The sequence below is a fragment of the Actinoplanes sp. NPDC051346 genome, from assembly GCF_040682215.1.
Taxonomy (GTDB): domain Bacteria; phylum Actinomycetota; class Actinomycetes; order Mycobacteriales; family Micromonosporaceae; genus Actinoplanes.
In genome coordinates, this window is sequence record NZ_JBFBAJ010000003.1 from 656,981 (window position 1) to 673,381 (window position 16,401).

Here is a 16,401-nt window from a genome sequence, read left to right on the forward strand (position 1 = left end):
CACGTGTGTGCCGGACCCCGCGTGTTGCTACGTGCCTTGCTCAGTTACGGGTGATCTTCGCCTTGACAGAGGCCACCTTGCTCAGGTTGCCGCCCCAGTCCCGCGCGATCGTGTCGACGTAGAGGGTGCCCTTCTTCAGGCCGGTCAGCTTCAGCGACCACTTGCCCTTGGAGACCTTCACCGCGACCGGAACGCAGTTGCGGAACTGCGCTTCGTTGTAGACGCGCTTCCACTTCTTCTTCGGAGTGAAGCAGTAGACCTTGTTGCCCGTGATGCGGGTCGCCAGCACGAAGACGTAGGGGACGCCGGCGCCCTTGTCCTTGACCGTGCCGGTGGCGTACTTCCAGGACTTCAGCCGGTTCGAGTTCTTCGGCTTGTTGACCTTGACGACCGGCTTCCAGCGGTCGTTGTTCACGGTGATCGTGCCGACCGGGACCGCCGAGGACGCGCCGTTGCCGTTGACGAACGTCGCGCTCAGCTTGGCCTTGCCCGTGTTCTGCGGGTAGAACGTGGTGATCGACTGGCTCTTGCCCGGGAGCTTGCTGGTGGAACCGTCGCCCCAGTGCAGCTGGATTTCCTTGGTGCCGCTCGGGACACCGCTGATCGAGACGGTGAACCGCTGACCCGGCCACAGGGTGGTCTTGCTCAGCTTGAACTTGCCGGGGCTCGTCACCGTGACCGCGTTGGTGGTCGGCGCCTTCGCCTCGGCCGAGTTGCCCGCGGCGTCCTTGAGCGTGACCGTGATCGTGAAACGGCCAACCTTCGTGTACTGCTTGCGAACCGGCGCCTTGTCCGCGCGAAGCGTGGTCGACGTGCCGTCGCCCCAGTTCACCACGCGGCTGATCTGCTCAGGGGTGCTGGTCTCGTCGGTGACGTCGCCCTGGGTCAGGGTCACCCGCTGCCCGATCCACAGCGAGGTCACGCCCAGCGTGAAGCTGCCCACCGGCGGGGTCTTGTCAGTCGGCGTGTCCGTGCCCGGCTCGGTGCCCGTGCCGGTACCCGGCTCGGTGCCGGTGCCCGTGCCCGTGCCCGGCTCGGTGCCGGTGCCCGTGCCCGGCTCGGTGCCCGTGCCCGTGCCGGTGCCCGGCTCAGTGCCTGTGCCGGTGCCCGGCTCAGTGCCTGTGCCAGTGCCCGGCTCAGTGCCCGTGCCGGTGCCCGGCTCAGTGCCCGTGCCAGTGCCCGGCTCGGTGCCGGTACCCGTGCCCGGCTCGGTGCCCGTGCCAGTGCCCGGCTCAGTGCCGGTACCCGTGCCCGGCTCAGTGCCCGTGCCAGTGCCCGGCTCGGTGCCCGTGCCAGTGCCCGGCTCGGTGCCCGTGCCAGTGCCCGGCTCAGTGCCGGTACCCGTGCCCGGAGGGGGCGGCGTCGTCGGGTCCGTGCCGGGGTCGTCGCCGAGCACCTCCCGGACGGCGGCGGTCGACTCGTTCGTGTCGGCGGCGAAGGCCGGCGAGGTGCCGACGAGGGCGCTACCGGCCAGAAGCGCACCACTGATGGCGACTGCCAGCAGCGGACGCGAAAGACGTGAATTCAAGGAAACTCCTTCGAGGGGCTCGACCTGGACGAAGGAGACAAAACGACACGACCCGATTCTCGTTCACGATGGAACGGTGTCGGACCGATGAAACGCAAGCGTTTCCCCCGTGGTCGGCGCCGAAGGTATACGACTAGCGCGCGTTGATCAATCCCGTTCCGGCCCGAACATGACAAAGCCCACCGATGCGCGGGCATCGATGGGCTTTTTACGCCAGTTTGGTCAGGAGCCGAGCCGCTCCAACTCCTCCTCCACCACCGACGGGTCGAGCTTGCGGAAGACCGGCTTCGGGGCGGCCAGCGGCGTGCCGGCCACCAGCGGCACCGACTCCCACCGGGCGCCGATGGAGTAGTCGCCCGTCAGCACGGGATAGCCCGGGCCCCCGTCCAGATCGTCGACCTCGACGATGGAGGGCATCGGCGCGTGCACGCCGGTGCCACCGAGCAGCTCGTGCACCTTTTGCGCGGAATGCGGCAGGAACGGCGTGAGCAGGGTGTTGGCGTCGCTCACCACCTGCAACGCGACGTGCAGGATCGTGCCCATCCGAAGCTTCGAGGCCTCGTCCTTGAGCTTCCACGGCGCCTGATCCGAAAGGTACTTATTCGCTTCCGCGACGACCCGCATCGCCTCGCCGATGGCCGCCTTCTGGCGGTGCTTGCCGATGAGGTCACCCACGGTAGCGAAGCCCGCCCGGGCCACCTCGAGCAGCGCACGGTCGTCGTCGGTCAGGTCGACCGCCTCGGGGATGGCACCGAAGTTCTTGGCCGCCATGGAGATGGACCGGTTGACCAGATTGCCCCAGCCCGCGACGAGCTCGTCGTTGTTGCGCCGCACGAACTCGGACCAGGTGAAGTCGGTGTCGTTCGACTCCGGGCCGGCCGCGGCGATGAAATACCGCAGGGCGTCGGCGTCGTAGCGCTCGAGGAAGTCGCGGACATAGATGACGACCTTGCGCGACGAGGAGAACTTGCGCCCCTCCATCGTCAGATACTCGCTCGAGACCACTTCGGTCGGCAGATCCAGAGCTCCCAGCGCACCGGCGTTGCCGCCCCGGTCGCCCTCGCCCGAGTAGCCGAGCAGCAGCGACGGCCAGATCACCGAGTGGAAGACGATGTTGTCCTTGCCCATGAAGTAGTAACCGCGGGAGCCGCCCCCGGGCGTCCACCACTTGCGCCACGCCTGCGGGTCACCGGAACGTCGCGCCCACTCGATGGACGCCGACAGATAGCCGATGACCGCGTCGAACCAGACGTAGATGCGCTTGTCGGTGCGGTCACGCCAGTCGTCCAGCGGAATGGGTACGCCCCATTCGAGGTCCCGGGTGATGGCCCGCGGCTGCAGGTCCTCGAGCAGGTTCCGAGAGAACTTCAGCACGTTGGGGCGCCAGCCGTCGCGGGTGTCGAGCCACTTGCCCAGCGCCTGGGCGAACGCGGGCAGGTCAAGGAAGAAATGTTCGGTCTCGACAAACTTCGGGGTCTCGCCGTTGATCCGCGACTTCGGGTCGATCAGCTGCTCGGGGTCGAGCTGGTTGCCGCAGTTGTCGCACTGGTCGCCGCGGGCGCTCTCGTAGCGGCAGATCGGGCAGGTGCCCTCGATGTAGCGGTCGGGCAGGGTGCGGCCGGTCGACGGCGAGATCGCGCCCAGCGTCGTCTTGGCGACGATGTAGCCGTTCTCGTGCAGTCCCGTGAAGAGGTCCTGCACGACGGCATAGTGATTAGTGGTCGTCGTACGGGTGAAGAGGTCGTACGACAGCCCGAGGCCGTGCAGGTCCTCGACGATCACCCGGTTGTAGCGGTCGGCGAGCTCGCGCGGCTTCACGCCGTCGGCGTCGGCCTGCACCTGGATCGGCGTGCCGTGCTCGTCGGTGCCCGAGACCATGAGCACGTCGTGGCCGGACATCCGCATGAACCGGCTGAATACGTCGGAGGGCACTCCGAAGCCGGAGACATGACCGATGTGGCGCGGACCGTTGGCGTAGGGCCAGGCGACCGCGGCGAGAACGTGACTCATGACGACCAAGCGTAGTGACTCGGGGGTCCACCTCGCGAACGGATAGGCATCCGCCCTTTTTGCTCCGACACGCCCGTCATCTCCCGGAACCACGGTGCGGCGCGTAGTCCAATGGGAGCCATGACCGGAGACGCGCCGCAGCCTGGGGAAACTCCGCGGACCGAGGGAAACCCGTGGTCCTGGCACGACCCCGGCACCGGCGCCTGGTGGCGCCCGGAGGGGAACCCGGCGCCCGCGGACGCCCCCGCCCGCCCCCAACCGAGGCACCAGCGCCGCCCAGCTCTGAGCCCAGCCCCGGCCCCGGTCACGCCCGCCGCGCCCACGACGCAGACGCCCACCGCGCCTGCCGCGCCCGCCGCGCCCACGATGGAGTCGCCGCGGGCCTCCGCCTCCCCGGAAAGCGCGGCACCCGCCGCCCCGGAAAGCGCGGCACCCGCCGCCCCGGAGTCGGTGAACGCACCGGCCGCCGCGCCCACGATGGAGCCACCACAAGGCGCCGGACCAGCGACGGAGCCGGCACAGACCACCGCACGCACCGGCGACGCGGCCGAGGCACACCGGGCCGGCGTGCGGGACGCCACGGCCGCCCTCGAACAACCCGCCGAGACTCCAGAAGCGCCCAAGGCCGTCGAACGCGACCACGACCAGCCGGACGCCGAACGCTTCAACACCGAGGGCACGGCCGCGGCATACGAACCCCGCAAGAGCGCCGACCCACCACAGAGGGCGAACGAGAAGGACCAGGAACCCACGATCGTGGACCTGCTCGCCGCGGAGCCGCCCGGGCCACCCGCGGAGCGCGAACCGGCCGCTGCCGCCGTACCCGATGTGATGATTTTGCCGGAACCGGAGCGCGACCGGCCGACGGTGGCCATCGACCGGGGGGCCGTGCCGGGTCAGGGACCCCTCGGCCGGGCCCGGGAGGATCACGCCCGCGCCGACCGGGCCCTTCAGGATCGGGTACGCGCCGAGCGCGCATCCGCCCTGCTCGAAACCTCACCGTTCTGGCTGAGCGAGGAACAGCGCACCCCGGCGCCGGAGCACGAGACTCCCCGGGGCACGGGCCGGCCGCCGAGGCGCAAGCCGCGTGAACCGCGCCGGCCGGTGAGCGGACTGTTGGCGCTGCTCGCCCTCGGGCTGGTGGCCACGTTCTTCTCCTGGGTCAGCGCGGAACCGTTCTGGCTCGCGGTCGGCCACGGCCACGCGGGCACCGCGACGATCGCGCGATGCACCGGCGACGGCGTCACCCAACGCTGCTACGGACAATTCACTTCCGCCGACGGCGTCTACACCGTTCCGCGGATCGCCCTGTTCGGGGTCGAGCCGGCTCAGCGGGCCACCGGGTCGGTCGCCTCCGCGCGGATGGTCAGCCAGGACAGCAGGCAGGCGTACGTCGGCGCGACCGGCACCCTGGTGCACCTGCGCTGGTCGCTGGGCTTCGTGCTCGTGGTGCTGTGTGGGCTCGGCATCGCCGGCCTGACCGGGGCGTGGCGGCTCGACTCCGCCCGGTCCCGGCGCGCCGCGCTGCTGACCAGCCTCGCCGGCCCGCTCGCCCTGCTCGCCGGGTTCCTGCTCGTCGCCTACTGAGCGGCGTGCACCAACTCGTACACCTCGCGTTTGCGCAGGCCGTACACGTCGGCGACAGCCTGGACCGCGTCCCGCCGCGAGGCGCCGGCGGCCTCCCGCTCGGCGACCGCCGCCCGCAGGTCCTCGTCGGCCGGCCGCTCGGCCGGGCCGGCGGGCGCGCCGGCCACGACCACCGTGATCTCGCCGCGCGGTCCCGCCTCGGCGGCCCAGACGGCCAGCTCCCCGAGCGGACCGCGACGGATCTCCTCGTACGTTTTCGTCAGTTCACGGCAGACCGCGGCCTCGCGCTCGGCGCCGAACGCACCGGCGAGGTCCTGCACCATGCCGGCGATCCGGTGCGGCGCCTCGAAGAACACCAGCGTCCGAGGCTCGGCGGTGAGCTCGCGCAGGCGCGACCGGCGTCCCGATCCGCTGCGCGGCAGGAAGCCTTCGAAGCAGAACCGGTCACTGGGCAGCCCAGACAGCGCTAGCGCGGTCGTGACCGCACTCGGACCGGGCGCGGCGGTCACCGGGAAACCGGCGTCCAGGGCGGCGCGCACCAGACGGTAGCCGGGGTCGGACACGCTGGGCATGCCGCCGTCGGTGACGACGGCGACGACCGCGCCGCCGCGCAGAGCCTCGACCAGCTCGGGGGTACGCCGCTCCTCGTTGCCCTCGAAATACGACACGACCCGCCCGGCGACGGTGACGCCCAGGTCGCGGGCCAACCGGGCCAGCCGGCGGGTGTCCTCGGCGGCGACCACGTCGGCGCTGGCCAGCACCTCGCGTAGCCGCGCCGAGGCGTCGCCGACGTTGCCGAGCGGCGCACCGACCAGCACGACCCGACCTGCCCCGTTCTCGTCCACGACCCGAGTCCATCACATCCGCTCCATCACATCCGCGACGGGCCGTGGCCTGCGAGCACCGGTTCTCAGTCGCGCGGCCTACGATCGCGGGGTGACTTCGGCGACAGCGGAGACGGACACCCCGAGCCCCACCCCCGTGGACGAGATCCCCGGCGACGGTGCCGGCGGCGTACGCGGCGTTCCGGAAGCCGTACGGCGCCGGCTGAGCACGCTCGACAACTGGCTGAACCCGTACTCGTGGCTGGTCACCGCCGCCATCGTGGGTATCGCGGCGGTGCTGCGGCTGGTCGGGCTGCACCGCCCGAAGGGGTACATCTTCGACGAGGTCTACTACCCGACCGACGCGTGGGACATGCTCCAGCACGGCGTCGAGTGGGACGAGAAGACCAACGGTCCCGCGTACGTGGTGCATCCGCCGCTCGGCAAATGGTTGATCGCCCTCGGGGAGAAGGCGTTCGGCAACAACGAGCTGGGCTGGCGCTTCCCCGCCGCCATCGCCGGCACGCTGATGATCCTCGTGCTGATCCGCGTCGCCTACCGGCTGTTCCACTCGATCGTGCTGGCCGGCACGGCGGGTCTGCTGATGACCCTCGACGGCTTCCACCTCGTGCTGTCCCGGACGTCGCTGCTCGACATCTTCCTCGGACTGTTCATCCTGATGACCTTCGCGGCCCTCGTGCTGGACCGCGACCACTACCGCAGGCGCTGGCTCAGGGCCCTGGCGGACGGCCACGACCCGACCAGCCCGCGCGGCCGCATCTCCGTCTTCCCGTGGTGGCTGCTCGCCGCCGGAGGGACGTTCGGGCTCGCCTGCGGCGTCAAATGGAGCGCGCTGTTCTTCGCCCCGTTCTTCGCCCTGCTGGTGGTCATCTGGCGGGTGCAGGCCCGCCGCTCGGCCGGGGTACGCCGCCCGATCCTCTCCGGCATCGTGGGCGATCTCGGCTACCTGATCCTGAGCTTCGTCCTCACGGTGCTGGTCTACTTCGCCACCTGGACCGGCTGGTTCGTCACCGACACCGGCTACTTCCGCCACTACCGCGAGGCCAACGGGCTCGACGAACCGCCGATCCTGGGCGCCCTGCTCAACCTCCTGCACTACCACCACGAGGCGTACACATTCCACAGCGGTCTGGACGACCACCACGTCTACCAGTCGTGGCCGTGGCAGTGGCTGCTGCTCGGCCGCCCGGTCGCCTTCTACTGGAACGGCGACGGCAACTGCGGCGCCCCGAGCTGCGCCGCGGAGATCCTGCTGCTCGGCACGCCGCTGCTGTGGTGGTCGTTCCTGCCGGCCCTGGCGGCACTGCTCTGGTTCGGCATCGCCCGCCGCGACTGGCGGGCCTTCGCCATCGGTACGGGCGTAGTGGCCGGCCTGCTGCCGTGGTTCTACTTCGCCCTAGCGGACAGCCGCACGATGTTCGCGTTCTACGTCCTGCCGGCGCTGCCATTCCTCATCCTGGCGGTCGTCTACGCGTTGGGCGCCCTCATGACCCCGCCATCCGGAACCGCCGAGGGTGCCCGGCGCACAGACCGGCAGCTGATCGGCACGATCGTTGCCGGGGTGTACGTGCTGCTCGTCGCGTTGTGCTTCGCCTACTTCCATCCGATCTTCGTGGGGCAACTGCTGCCGTATGACGATTGGTCGGCGCGGATGTGGCTGGGCAGCCGCTGGATCTGAGCGGCCCCCACCCGTCCCGCCGGGCCGTCATGCCGTCGGACGCGCGCTTGCCGACCTAGACGCACGAAAGCCGCCACGGGTGGGTGGCGGCTTGGAGGGCTGCGGCTCGGATGACCGAGATAGGCAACGCCCCGATCGCCTGCCACGGGGGAAGCGGGCGATAGGGGCGCGCAAGATGAAGCTTAACGAGCGTTGTTGGCGGACACAACGGGTGGAGTCCGTCGGTTGTCGGAATCTTCTCTCCGCGCCCAACGACAGACCCCTGCCGAGCTGCGCCCACCTGGGCCGACCCGGGCCGGCTCGGCCGACCTGGTCACCGCCTACGATCCTCGCCCGCGAACCCGACCCGGGGCCTGCGGGAACGTCAGCGATCGATGCGTCGCGGCCGCGCCCCCCAGGAATTCCGGGCCCCGACTGACGTAAGCGCACCACGACTCGCACCGTTTGCGATAAACCAGACATAAGGCTATATTGCCCTTTAAGCCATTTATCTATTGGTGAATAGCATTCGGAAATGGCGCGAACGGGAGTCGCGAATGCGACAACTGAACCTTCGATAAAGGCGCGTAACCTTCTGCCTCATGACCTTTTCCCGCAGGTCAGAACGGGCCGCATATCAGCGACGCACACCTGCGTGATCAGGTCAAACGCAAACCCTCACCGTTTCGGATGATTTCCCTACCGCATATGGACGTCATCTGATCAGGTGAGTCCGATCATGATCTTCGTAGATGTTTCTAAGCTCGCCGCGTGACATTGCAGGAGTCTGAGAACCAGCTTTTCGCCGACGCCGAGATCCCGGACACCGAGGTGATCGTCGTCGCGCACCCCTCCCCGGTGTTCGTGGACTCGACCGGACGCCGCCGGCGTCTGCTGCGACGCGTCGCGTACGGGTTCGGTGCCCTCTGCATGGTCTACGGGGGACTCATCAGCGTCAGTCTCGCCGGCGGGCCGGTGAGTCCGAACGCGGTTCTGCCCCTGCCTGACCTCGCGGACGGCGACGAAGACCAGGCGGTCGCCGCGCCACGGCCAAGCCCGACGCCGGATCCTTTCACCGCGACGCCGAGCACCCACCCGGTGTTGGAGATCTATCCCCGTCGCAACGTGCCGGTCACGCGCCACACGGTGGAGTCGGGTGAGCTGCCGAGGTCCGTGACGCCCGCCGCCCGTCCCGCGCGGACCCCGAATCCGAAGCCGACCCCGACCCCGACCTCCCCCACGGCCACGACGAAGCCGGTCGAGTCGAGCACGACGAAGCCGCCCACCCCAGCGCCGACCACGCCCACCAGCACGCCGACCACCCCGGTCGAAGCGCCCCCACCCGCGCCACCCGCGCCGCCCGCCCCGCCGCCCCTCCCCGGAACCGGAGGCACCGGCGGCGGCGGTGCCACCGGTGGCACTGGTGGCACCAGCGGCGGCACCCGCAATGAAGACAGCGACACGGACGGCGCAGGCGGCACCCCAGGCAGCACCACCAGCGGAAGCGGCCAAGGCAGCAGCGCAGGCGGAGCCAGCGGCGGCAGCGGCGGCAGCGGCGCCAACACCACCAGCGGAAGCGGCGGAGGCAGCACGAACGGCGGCGGCAGCGGAGGCAGCAGCGGCAGCAGCGGCAGCGGCAGCGGCAGCAGCGGCAGCGGCAGCGGCAGCGGCAGCAGCAGCAGCAGCAGCAGCAGCAGCGGTTCCACAAGCGGAGGCGGCGACTCCGGCGGTGGAGATGACGGCCGCGCGCCGACGACGACACCCACCACCCCGGCCAACGACCCCGCCGACACCGACGAGCCTGCCGGGGACCCCATCGGCTCCGACGAACCCGGGACCGATCCCGGCGACGAGGCCCCCCGGTGACCAAGCGCCGCAACCGCAACCGGAGTCGCTCCCGGCGCCGGATCCTGCCGCGCCCCCGGGTCATGCTCGGTGTGCTCCTGATCGGCCTCTTCGTCGGCGTTCTCGTCGTGCAGGCGTACATCAACGCCGAGTTCCGCGGCGACCATGTCGAGTCCGAGGTCGGTGACCAGGCCGGCGTCCCGGCCGCGATCCGCGGCGGCGGGCCGATCATCAACACCACCGGTGGCCAGCAGAGTTCGAACCGGCTGCCGGCCCGGACCATCGCGCTGACCTTCGACGACGGCCCCGATCCCACCTGGACGCCCAAGATCCTTGACGTGCTGGCGGAGAACGGCGCGCACGGCACGTTCTTCGTGGTCGGCGCCGAGGTCGCCCGGCATCCCGAGTTGACCAAGCGGATCACCGACCAGGGCAACGAGGTAGGGCTGCACACGTTCACCCATCCGAACCTGCAACGCATCGCGCCGTGGCGGCGTCATCTCGAGCTGTCGCAGACCCAGGTCGCCATCGCCCGCGCCGCGAACGTGCGTACCAATCTGGCTCGGTTCCCGTACTCGTCAAAGCCGCAGGCGATCGACGACATCAACTGGGAGATCATCAAGGATGCCGGCGCGAACGGCTACCTGGTCGTGGTCAACGACCTGGACAGCGAGGACTGGCAGCGCCCGGGCGTCGAGGCCATCGTGCGCAACGCGACCCCGGCCGGCGACAACGGCGCGGTCGTGCTCTTCCACGACGCGGGTGGTGACCGGTCGCAGACCGTCGCGGCGCTCAGGATCTTCATCCCGATGATGAAGGCGCGCGGCTACTCCTTCACCACGGTCACCGAGGGCATGAACCTCGCCATCGGCCAGCAGGAGGGGCAAGCGGCCGCGCCGGTCCCGCTACTGCCGGTCAACCCCGAAGCCGAGGGTACGGATCGCCTGCGGGGATCGGCCCTGCTGTGGACCGTACGGACAGCCGACGGCCTGGTTTGGGCGATCGCCGGACTCTTCCTCGTGGTCGGGTCGCTGACCGTGGCCCGTACGGTGCTGCTTCTGGTGCTCGCGACCCGGCACGCCCGGCAGCGCCGCAAGAAGACCTTCACCTGGGGCCCACCGGTGACCGATCCGGTGTCGGTGATCGTGCCCGCCTACAACGAGAAGGCGGGCATCGAGGCGGCGGTCCGCTCGCTCGCCGGCGGCGACTATCCGGACATCGAGGTCGTCGTCGTGGACGACGGCTCCACCGACGGCACCGCGGACCTCGTGGAACGTCTCCACCTGAGCAACGTACGGGTGATCAGGGTGCCCAACGGCGGCAAGCCGAACGCGTTGAACACCGGCATCGCGATGGCCCGGCACGACATCGTCGTGACCGTGGACGGCGACACGATCTTCGAGCCGGACTCGATCCGCATGCTGGTGCAGCCGTTCGCCAGCCCGGCGGTCGGCGCGGTCGCCGGCAACGTCAAGGTCGGGAATCGGGAGAACATCGTCTCGGCCTGGCAGCACATCGAGTACGTGATCGGCTTCAACCTCGATCGCCGGCTCTACGAGGTGCTCAACTGCATGCCGACCGTGCCCGGGGCGATCGGGGCGTTCCGGCGTACGGCGCTCGCCGAGGTCGGCGGCATCAGCGACGAGACGCTGGCCGAGGACACCGACGTGACGATCGCGCTGTGCCGGGCCGGCTGGCGGGTCGTCTACGAGGAGCGCGCCAGGGCGTGGACGGAGGCGCCGGCGACGCTGGAGCAGCTCTACCGCCAGCGCTACCGCTGGAGCTACGGGACCATGCAGGCGATGTGGAAGCACCGGGGGGCGCTGACCGACACCGGCGACTCGGGCCGCTTCGGCCGGGTCGGGCTGCCGTTCCTCGCGCTGTTCGGGGTGGCGCTGCCCATGCTCGCGCCGGTCGTCGACATCATGCTGCTGTACGGCATCGTGTTCTGGGAGCTCGGCGCCACGGTCACGGCCTGGCTGGGCATGCTCGCCCTGCAGATGTTCACCGCGGCGGTCGCGTTCCGGTTCGACCGTGAGTCGCTGCGGCCGTTGTGGCGGCTGCCGCTGCAGCAGTTCGCGTACCGGCAGCTCATGTATCTGGTCTTGATCCAGTCCGCGATGACCGCGATGACGGGCGCCCGGCTGCGCTGGCACAAGCTGCACCGCGCCGGGCTGGCCGGGATGTCGGTGCCCGCCTCCAAGACCTCGGTCGTCCTGCCGCAGCAGAGCGTCGCTCCGGCGGTGGACACCTGGCCGCCGAGCGGCGATCAGCGGCTCCCGGCGACCCATCCGGCGTCGGGGCGGGCCACGGCCCGGCCGCCGGTTCCGACGCAGAGCCCGAATCCGCAGGATCGCGTCCTGCCACCCGAAGACCTTCCGTCGGCCGGCTCGCCCCCGGGCGGCGGTTCCGGCCCCGGCTTCACGCGCGGGGCTCGGGGGTGACCGGCCGCTCGTGACGGGCTCGCGTCACGATCCGCCGCATTCCCGACCGGACCGCTCCCGCCCGAACTGCAGCCGGGCGGGAGCGGGTCTGGGTGTCACACGCCGACCAGCTCCCTTTCCTTCTCCGCGACGGGGAAGACCACGTGCAAGGACGTTCCGTCACCCGGGCGGTCGGAGAGCGCCACCGTGGCGTGGTGGGCGTCGAGGATGCGCTTGGCCACGGCCAGCCCCTGATCGGCGCCGGGCTCCGAGGGCGGGTGCGACATCGTGCCGTAGTACAGATGCGGGAAGAGGTCCGGACGCAGACCGTCCGGCAGGTCCATGTCGTCGAGGTGCACCGCGGGCCCGGACTCCATCTCGGTCCCGACGCGCACCCGACCGCCGGCCGGCGTGTATTTCACCGCGGCGAAGAGCAACTGCATGAGGACCTGCTCCAGGCGTACGGGATCAGCGATGATCGGCAGCGACGGCCCGCCGGCGTGGTTGAGGATCCAGATCCGCTTGGTGGCGGCGATGGGCCGCACCGCCTCGACCGCGCGCTGGGTGAGCCGGGTCAGGTCGATCTCGCGCATGTGGAGGCTGTCGGCGCCGTGCCCGGCCTGCGCCATGGAGGACAGGTGGTCGAGCAGGTCGGTCAGGCCCCGCACGTGTGCGGCGGTGGCCCGGCCCACGAGATCGGCCAGCTCCGCGTTGTGCACTCCCTTGTCGCCGAGGTCGGCCAGATATGACCGCATCAGCCGCAGCGGCGCGCGCAGCGATCCGTCGACGAGCCCGGCGAGAGCGTCCTTGCGGCGTTCGAGCTCCTGCAGGCGGGCGGTGGTGTTGGCCAGGCTGGAGGCATACCGCCGCAGTTCGAGCTGCGAGGTGACCTGGCGCGCGAGCGCGCGCAGGGCCTGCAACTGCTCGCCGTCGAGCCGGCGCGGGTGTGTGTCGAAGACGCACAGGCAGCCCAGGGCGAACCCGCCGGTGGTGATCAGCGGTGCCCCCGCGTAGAACCTGACCCCGCCCTCGCCGAGGACGGTCGGGTGGTTGGCGAACCGCTCATCCTGGGTGGCGTCGGGAACGACCTGGAGATCCTTGCCCATGATCGTGTGAGCGCAGAACGACAGGTCGCGCGGCGTCTCCGTCAGATCGGTGCCGATCCGAGCCTTGAACCACTGGCGGTCGACGTCGACCAGCGACACGAGTGCCATCGGCACGCCGCACACCGTGGAGGCCAGCGCGACGATGTCGTCGAAGTCCTTCTCTGGTGCGGAGTCGAGGATGTTGAGTTCGTAGAGGGCGGCGAGACGGTCAATTTCATTGGTGGGCAGGGGCGCTTGCATGACGGTCACCTCCGAGACTGCCTTCAGAGGTACCACCCAAAAGTAGCAAGGCCGTCATTTCGGCCATATTGCTCATCCAGGTCGGTGACAGACCGCCTCGATGTTGTTTCCGTCCGCGTCGAACGCGAAGGCGCCGTAGTAGTTCTCGTGGTAATGCGGCCGAAGCCCCGGAGGGCCGTTGTCCACCCCGCCCGCGTGCAGCGCCGCGGCGTGGAAGGCGTCAACCGCCGCGCGGTCCGCCGCCGTGAACGCCACGTGCACGCGGTGCGTCGGCTCCCGCACGGCCAGCCAGAAGAACGGCCGCCCGCTGTCGTTCCCGAAGCCGATCATCTGGGGCCCCGCGATCACGACCTTGAGCCCGAGCGGACGCAGGGCATGCTCGTAGAAGTGCCGGCTCTCGTCGAGGTGGTGCACCCCGAGAATGACGTGGTCGATCATCGGTCTCCCCTCCCGCTGAACATCGACCGTATAGCGGGGGTACGACACTTCGATGATCGCTGCGCCGAGTGGCTGTCAGTATGCGCCGAGCAGAGCCGCGGCGTGGCTGACCTGCACGGTATGGGTCACACAGTCGTGGCCCTCGAGGATGTGCAACAGGAAGCCGGTGGGCTCGGCCACGTACCCGGGCGGGGCGTCGGAATTCAGCAGCAGCCCGGTCTGACGCCAGGTGCTCGGGCCCACGGTCAGCACCGACCCGGCGAACGCGGCGGTGACCGGCCGGTGGATATGCCCCGCCATGATCCGCGCGACATTGTCGTGCGCGGAGACGACCTCGTGGAGCCGCTCGCCGTCGAGCAGCCGCATGCCGTCCAGGAACGGAATGCCGATGGGCATCGGCGGATGATGCAGCCCGATCATCGCCGGCACGCCGGGACGCGTCGCCAGCACCGCGTCGAGCCATTCGAGCTGCTCCGCGCCGAGCCGCCCGGCCGGCGAACCCGGAATCAACGAATCCAACGCGATCAGCGTGAACCCCGGATAGTCGACCGCGTAGTAGGGCTCACCCCCGAAGGCCTTCACCATGGCGTCCCGGTCGTCATGGTTGCCGGTGGTCAGATGCAGCGGCAACGGGAAGTCGCCGATGACCTCCTTGAGGGCGGCGTACTCCTCTTCGCGCCCGTTGTCGGTGAGATCGCCGGTGACGACGACGCAGTCGGGCCGCGGATCGAGCGCCATGACGCGGGCCAGGGCGAGCTGGAGCCCGGCAGCCGGGCCGCCCCCCAACGGCCCGGTGGTGAGGTGAGAGTCGCTGAGCTGAGCGATGAAGGAGGTCATATCGCTGATGATCCGGTGCCGCGCCCGCCGGTCAACCGATCGGTCGTAACAACTACAACGAAACCACCACGAGCTTGGCGAAGCCCTAAGCTTCTGTGTCGACGTACAAGCAGAAGGGGTGGCCGTCCGGATCGAGCATCACCCGTACGGTGTCCTGAGTCTGATGATCCGCCTCGGTCGCACCCGCCGCGGTGGCGCTCTTCACCGCCGATTCCAGATCCGGCACCTCGATATCGAGATGCATCATCATCTGCTGCTTGTGCGCCTTGTTGGGCCAGGTCGGCTGCTCGTAGTCCGGCGACCGCTGGAAGGCCAGATACTCCACATGGTCACCCAGGGGCGCCAGGGCCACGAAGTCCGGATCGTCCTTGACGATTCTCCAATCCATCAGCGCCGCATAGAACTCCGCCAGAGCCAGCGGATCGGGAGTCTCGAGCACCACGCCCCAGAAGTGCGATGAGTTTCGTCCCAGCATTCCTGCAGTCTCCTACCCCAACCCCGACAACGCCGCGAGGGCGCGCGGATTCTCAGCGTGATCGATGTATCACAAAGATCATCGCGACCGATCCCGCCGATGACTGCCCACTTGAACGAGAACCTGATCCTCGTCGCCGAGGACGACACCGACCTGCGCCACATGCTCACGTTCGCCCTCGAACGCGCCGGCTACACCACGGTGGGAGCCAAAGACGGCAGCACCGAACTCCCACTTCCACGACATCAACGCCGGTCTCGGCTCAGGCGCGGATCTTGATCAGCGGTCGCGCCAGGAGAGCGGCGAAAGGTTGACCGCTACTTCGGCAATCCGCCTACCGGTTTCGGTACGGAGACCCTTGCGCGCCGAGTCGATCCAGCCCGCCGTGCGCCGCACCCCGACATCGCGGTACTCGACGGCTTGCAGCAGCATCTCCAACTGATCAGCGTCCTTGGCGCAGCGGGCTTCGAGCGTCTCACGGGCCTCGTACTCGTCGACAGCGCCGCGAACCATCGCCCCCGACCGCTCGGGGAGTCTTGCCGTCTGGTCCGCGGTGATCTGGCGCGGATCGGGCTTGGCCACATAGGCGGCGGCGGTATGCGGGAGGTCGCCGGTACGGGTTTCCTGAGTGTCGTGCCACAGGGCCAGCAGCGCAGCCCGAGCCGGATCAGCACCCTCCTCGACCGCGATCAACGCGGCCAACTGGGCGGCACGCATGCTGTGCTCGGCGACAGACTCCGGATCGCGTACGCCGGCATGCCACCAACCGGAACGCCTCACCCGTATCAGCAACCCCAGCTCGTACCCGAATTCCGCCAGCGCCTCAGCGTCCTCTGGCACAGCAGGTTCCTCTCTACCGGTCGGCGATGCGTACTGCGTACTTTTGCGATTCAACCCGTCGGTGGAGGCGAGCCCGCCTTGGTCACTCGCAGGCGTCGCCGTCGTCATCGCGGTCCAAGCCTTTGCGGTAGCCCGGGTCGCCGCGATAGAGCGGGGCCGCGCCGGCCGCCCTCGCCGCGGAACAGTTCGCGTAGTACGCCGACTGCGATTCCTCTTCGGATTCCTCCTCCTGTCGCTGCTCTGCGCGTTCGAGTTCCGCCGCTTCCCGCGCTTGCTGCTCCTGGCGCCGTTGATCCGCCTCTTCCCGCGCCTCCTGCTCTTGGCGCTGGCGGTCCGCCTTGGCGGAGGCTTCGACGGCCTCGCGTTCAGCGTCGGCATCGCGGGTGGGAGTGACAGGCAGCTCGGCGATGTTGTTCGGCCGGGAAGGAATGATCGTGGGCGACGGCTTCGTCGGGGTGCTCTCTACGTCGTCGCTTAGTACTCCAGCCGGGGATCGTGATCACGGCTTGGTGAGGGCTTGTCGGGCGTAGTGGCTATTTCTTGCGCGGGCTTGATGGCGGCGTCGGCGGA

The 16,401-nt window shown here is 69.5% G+C and carries 14 protein-coding genes; 4 read left to right on the forward strand and 10 right to left on the reverse strand.

Going from position 1 to position 16,401, the window contains the following annotated elements; all coding sequences use genetic code 11:
• Positions 1 to 40 precede the first annotated feature (40 nt).
• Positions 41 to 1,528 (reverse strand): hypothetical protein, encoded by a 1,488-nt coding sequence (locus tag AB0M36_RS11255; protein ID WP_364155363.1) that lies wholly within the window; start codon positions 1,526 to 1,528, stop codon positions 41 to 43.
• A 222-nt stretch (positions 1,529 to 1,750) separates the two neighbouring features.
• Positions 1,751 to 3,538 carry a methionine--tRNA ligase gene (gene metG, locus AB0M36_RS11260; protein ID WP_364155365.1) on the reverse strand — a complete coding sequence of 596 codons (1,788 nt, stop codon included), beginning with the start codon at positions 3,536 to 3,538 and terminating at the stop codon, positions 1,751 to 1,753.
• A 120-nt stretch (positions 3,539 to 3,658) separates the two neighbouring features.
• On the opposite strand from metG, the gene AB0M36_RS11265 reads away from it, so the two are divergent.
• Entirely contained in the window at positions 3,659 to 5,125 is a 1,467-nt protein-coding gene (locus AB0M36_RS11265) for a hypothetical protein (RefSeq protein ID WP_364155367.1), read from the forward strand.
• On the opposite strand, the gene rsmI is transcribed toward AB0M36_RS11265, so the two are convergent.
• Positions 5,119 to 5,970, reverse strand: a complete 852-nt coding sequence (gene rsmI, locus AB0M36_RS11270; RefSeq protein ID WP_364155368.1) for a 16S rRNA (cytidine(1402)-2'-O)-methyltransferase — start codon at positions 5,968 to 5,970, stop codon at positions 5,119 to 5,121. The genes AB0M36_RS11265 and rsmI overlap by 7 nt on opposite strands.
• Before the next feature lie 136 nt (positions 5,971 to 6,106).
• Here rsmI and AB0M36_RS11275 point away from each other — a divergent pair, with 136 nt between their 5' ends.
• Positions 6,107 to 7,648, forward strand: a complete 1,542-nt coding sequence (locus AB0M36_RS11275) for a glycosyltransferase family 39 protein (protein WP_364155436.1) — start codon at positions 6,107 to 6,109, stop codon at positions 7,646 to 7,648.
• A 1,088-nt stretch (positions 7,649 to 8,736) separates the two neighbouring features.
• Here AB0M36_RS11275 and AB0M36_RS11280 read toward each other — a convergent pair.
• A complete protein-coding gene (locus AB0M36_RS11280) occupies positions 8,737 to 9,444 on the reverse strand; it encodes a hypothetical protein (protein ID WP_364155369.1) in 708 nt (235 codons plus the stop codon).
• Positions 9,445 to 9,555: 111 nt separating this feature from the next.
• On the opposite strand from AB0M36_RS11280, the gene AB0M36_RS11285 reads away from it, so the two are divergent.
• Entirely contained in the window at positions 9,556 to 11,916 is a 2,361-nt protein-coding gene (locus AB0M36_RS11285; protein WP_364155438.1) for a bifunctional polysaccharide deacetylase/glycosyltransferase family 2 protein, read from the forward strand.
• Between the two features lie 95 nt (positions 11,917 to 12,011).
• Here the strand turns inward: AB0M36_RS11285 and AB0M36_RS11290 are convergent, their stop codons facing one another.
• From AB0M36_RS11290 to AB0M36_RS11305, 4 genes are all read right to left on the reverse strand, one after another.
• On the reverse strand, positions 12,012 to 13,241 hold the full coding sequence (locus AB0M36_RS11290) for a GAF domain-containing protein (protein ID WP_364155371.1): 1,230 nt from the start codon (positions 13,239 to 13,241) through the stop codon (positions 12,012 to 12,014).
• A 72-nt stretch (positions 13,242 to 13,313) separates the two neighbouring features.
• Positions 13,314 to 13,679: a VOC family protein gene (locus AB0M36_RS11295; protein ID WP_364155372.1), complete on the reverse strand. Its 366-nt coding sequence runs from the start codon at positions 13,677 to 13,679 to the stop codon at positions 13,314 to 13,316.
• 75 nt (positions 13,680 to 13,754) lie between these two features.
• The gene (locus tag AB0M36_RS11300) at positions 13,755 to 14,516 is read right to left on the reverse strand and encodes a phosphodiesterase (RefSeq protein ID WP_364155374.1); all 762 of its coding nucleotides are present in this window, start codon (positions 14,514 to 14,516) and stop codon (positions 13,755 to 13,757) included.
• Between the two features lie 85 nt (positions 14,517 to 14,601).
• Positions 14,602 to 14,991 carry a VOC family protein gene (locus AB0M36_RS11305; RefSeq protein WP_364155376.1) on the reverse strand — a complete coding sequence of 130 codons (390 nt, stop codon included), beginning with the start codon at positions 14,989 to 14,991 and terminating at the stop codon, positions 14,602 to 14,604.
• Positions 14,992 to 15,090: 99 nt separating this feature from the next.
• Between AB0M36_RS11305 and AB0M36_RS11310 the strand changes: the two genes are divergently transcribed.
• The gene (locus AB0M36_RS11310) at positions 15,091 to 15,270 is read left to right on the forward strand and encodes a hypothetical protein (protein WP_364155378.1); all 180 of its coding nucleotides are present in this window, start codon (positions 15,091 to 15,093) and stop codon (positions 15,268 to 15,270) included.
• Here the strand turns inward: AB0M36_RS11310 and AB0M36_RS11315 are convergent, their stop codons facing one another.
• Both AB0M36_RS11315 and AB0M36_RS11320 read right to left on the reverse strand, forming a co-directional pair.
• On the reverse strand, positions 15,271 to 15,831 hold the full coding sequence (locus AB0M36_RS11315; protein ID WP_364155380.1) for an HD domain-containing protein: 561 nt from the start codon (positions 15,829 to 15,831) through the stop codon (positions 15,271 to 15,273). It abuts the gene before it with no gap.
• A gap of 82 nt (positions 15,832 to 15,913) precedes the next feature.
• Positions 15,914 to 16,264 carry an excalibur calcium-binding domain-containing protein gene (locus AB0M36_RS11320; protein ID WP_364155439.1) on the reverse strand — a complete coding sequence of 117 codons (351 nt, stop codon included), beginning with the start codon at positions 16,262 to 16,264 and terminating at the stop codon, positions 15,914 to 15,916.
• Between the last annotated feature and the right edge of the window lie 137 nt (positions 16,265 to 16,401).